The sequence below is a fragment of the Streptomyces sp. NPDC004561 genome (assembly GCF_053602155.1).
Genome location: NZ_JBSGDB010000810.1, coordinates 1 through 2252, shown reverse-complemented (window position 1 = coordinate 2252; position 2252 = coordinate 1). Strand labels below are relative to the sequence as shown.

4 protein-coding genes and 1 pseudogene are annotated in these 2252 nt (G+C 67.5%); 4 read left to right on the top strand and 1 reads right to left on the bottom strand.

Going from position 1 to position 2252, the window contains the following annotated elements:
• Positions 1-94, bottom strand: a pseudogene (locus ACWEN3_RS45595) (helix-turn-helix domain-containing protein); the annotation flags it as partial.
• 121 nt (positions 95-215) lie between these two features.
• Between ACWEN3_RS45595 and ACWEN3_RS45590 the strand changes: the two are divergent.
• The 4 genes from ACWEN3_RS45590 (at position 216) to ACWEN3_RS45575 (ending at position 2110) form a co-directional block, all read left to right on the top strand.
• Positions 216-395: a hypothetical protein gene (locus ACWEN3_RS45590; protein WP_452984231.1), complete on the top strand. Its 180-nt coding sequence runs from the start codon at positions 216-218 to the stop codon at positions 393-395.
• 191 nt (positions 396-586) lie between these two features.
• Complete coding sequence (locus ACWEN3_RS45585; protein ID WP_452984229.1) at positions 587-1027, top strand: BlaI/MecI/CopY family transcriptional regulator; 441 nt, start codon at positions 587-589, stop codon at positions 1025-1027.
• Between the two features lie 9 nt (positions 1028-1036).
• Positions 1037-1570 carry an amino-acid N-acetyltransferase gene (locus ACWEN3_RS45580; protein ID WP_452984227.1) on the top strand — a complete coding sequence of 178 codons (534 nt, stop codon included), beginning with the start codon at positions 1037-1039 and terminating at the stop codon, positions 1568-1570.
• Positions 1571-1774: 204 nt separating this feature from the next.
• Positions 1775-2110 carry a histone-like nucleoid-structuring protein Lsr2 gene (locus ACWEN3_RS45575; RefSeq protein ID WP_452984225.1) on the top strand — a complete coding sequence of 112 codons (336 nt, stop codon included), beginning with the start codon at positions 1775-1777 and terminating at the stop codon, positions 2108-2110.
• The last annotated feature ends 142 nt before the right edge of the window (positions 2111-2252 follow it).

Sequence of the window (2252 nt, the reverse complement as noted above, 5' to 3'; positions counted from 1 at the left end):
GGTAGTGCACGGTGTTAACGTGCAGGTGCAGCGCCTGTGCCGTGCGCGCCCAGGAACCGTCGCAGGCCAGGAAGGTCTCCAGGGTGGTGAGCAGGCCCGGCCCCTGCGGCGTCCGCGCAGGTCAAGGGGCTGTGTCGGAGGGCCCTTCGAGGGGGTGCGGGTGGTTCGCCCACCCCGCCCCTTTCGCCCGTTCCCCCGTGGCTACCCTGGAGGGCATGGACTACGTCTCCGCGCTCGTGCCCCCGGTCGTCATGGCCGTGTTCTTCATCGGTGTGGTCAGGGTGATCGTGAAGACCCAGGGCGGGGCCGCCAAGGCCAAGGAGGACGCGGCCGTCGACGCCGCCCTCGCCCGCGCGGAGAACGTGCGCAAGACCCCCGCCGCCGGCGACGCCTGAGCACACCCCCTCCTCGCCGGCGACGCCGGATCAGGGTGTACGACTCCCCGCACCTCGCGGTGCTTTCCGAGCCGTACGCCCTTTTTGTTCCCGTTTGCAGCCTTGGCGCACGTCCGGCACGCCATTGCCGGGATCTCCCACTATTGTTCTGAGCTGTGCCTCGCCCATTGGGAGAACTCGAAGACGCGGTCATGACGCGGGTGTGGAAGTGGAACCGCCCGGTGACCGTTCGAGAAGTCCTGGAAGACCTCCAGCAGGAACGCTCCATCGCGTACACCACCGTGATGACCGTTTTGGACAATCTCCATCAGAAGGGCTGGGTGCGCCGCGAGGCGGAAGGGCGGGCCTATCGATATGAGGCCGTCTCGACGCGGGCCGCGTACGCCGCCGCCCTCATGAACGACGCCTGGTCCCAGAGCGACAACCCCGCAGCCGCTCTCGTCGCCTTCTTCGGGATGATGAGCGAGGAACAGCGCCAGGCCCTCCGGGACGCCGTGCGCATCGTCCAGGGGCCGGAAACCCGGGAAGACCCCGAAGCCCGGCAAGAGGAAGCCCCCGAGGCCGGGGAACGGGAAGCCGCACAAGCTCCGCAAGAGGAGACCGGCTCGGCAGAGGGCGGCGCCGGGCGATAGCGTCCGCTCATGTCAGCAGAGCGTCCCGAAGTCTCCGCAAAAGCCCTCACCGTCCGCCGGGCCCGGACCGGCGATGTCCCGGCCGTGCGCGACCTCCTCGACGCCTACGTCCGCGACCGCATCCTGCTCGACAAAGCCACCGTCACGCTTTACGAGGACATCCAGGAGTTCTGGGTCGCGGAACGCGACGACAACGCCGAGGTGGTCGGCTGCGGCGCGCTGCACGTCATGTGGGAGGACCTCGCCGAAGTCCGCACTCTGGCGGTGAAGCCCGGCCTCAAGGGCGCCGGCGTCGGCCACCAGTTGCTGGAGAAGTTGCTGCAGACCGCGCGCTGGCTCGGCGTTCGCCGGGTTTTCTGCCTGACCTTCGAAGTGGACTTCTTCGGGAAGCACGGCTTCGTGGAGATCGGCGAGACGCCGGTCGACACCGATGTGTACGCGGAGCTGTTGCGTTCCTATGACGAGGGCGTCGCGGAGTTCCTCGGTCTCGAACGAGTGAAACCGAACACCTTGGGCAACAGCCGGATGCTTCTGCATCTGTGATCGTCATTGCCCCGGTTCCCTATGTCCGAAACGCGTATGTTTCCGGACGGAGGCCGTCCGCTGCGGGGCTCCCAGGGGTTTGTGTTTTTCCGGCAAAAGCGGTTTGCTTTCCGACGTACTGCAGTACTGCATATAACAGGGGCGGCGAAACGGCGGACGCCGCACACCCCCTGACCAACAACGTTATCGATGAAAGGAAATCCGGTGGCACAGAAGGTTCAGGTCCTTCTTGTCGACGACCTCGACGGCGGCGAGGCGGACGAGACGGTGACGTTCGCGCTGGACGGCAAGACGTACGAGATCGATCTCACCACTGGCAATGCGGACAAGCTGCGCGGCCTTCTCGACCCTTATGTGAAGGGCGGTCGTCGTACCGGAGGCCGTGCTTCGGGCGGGCGCGGAAAGGCGCGTGCCGCTTCCGGTGGCAACCAGGACACCGCGGCGATCCGCGCCTGGGCGAAGGAGAACGGTTACGAGGTCAACGACCGCGGCCGCGTTCCCGCGTCCATCCGCGAGGCGTACGAGAAGGCCAACGGCTGATTCCGGCACGGCCACAAGACGGCCGACGGCTGATTCCCGCGCGGCCTATGACAGGTCCGGCGGCCCACTCCGCCGGCGGACGGGCGGCCCGGCGCAAGCGCGCCGCAGCCGGACCCGGTGACACCGTGCTGCCACCGTGTCC

Excerpts from the sequence above, each read along its gene's own strand:
- ACWEN3_RS45580 (WP_452984227.1), top strand. The coding sequence starts at position 1,037 with ATGTCAGCAGAGCGTCCCGAAGTCTCCGCAAAAGCCCTCACCGTCCGC.
- ACWEN3_RS45590 (WP_452984231.1), top strand. The coding sequence starts at position 216 with ATGGACTACGTCTCCGCGCTCGTGCCCCCGGTCGTCATGGCCGTGTTC.
- ACWEN3_RS45585 (WP_452984229.1), top strand. The coding sequence starts at position 587 with ATGACGCGGGTGTGGAAGTGGAACCGCCCGGTGACCGTTCGAGAAGTC.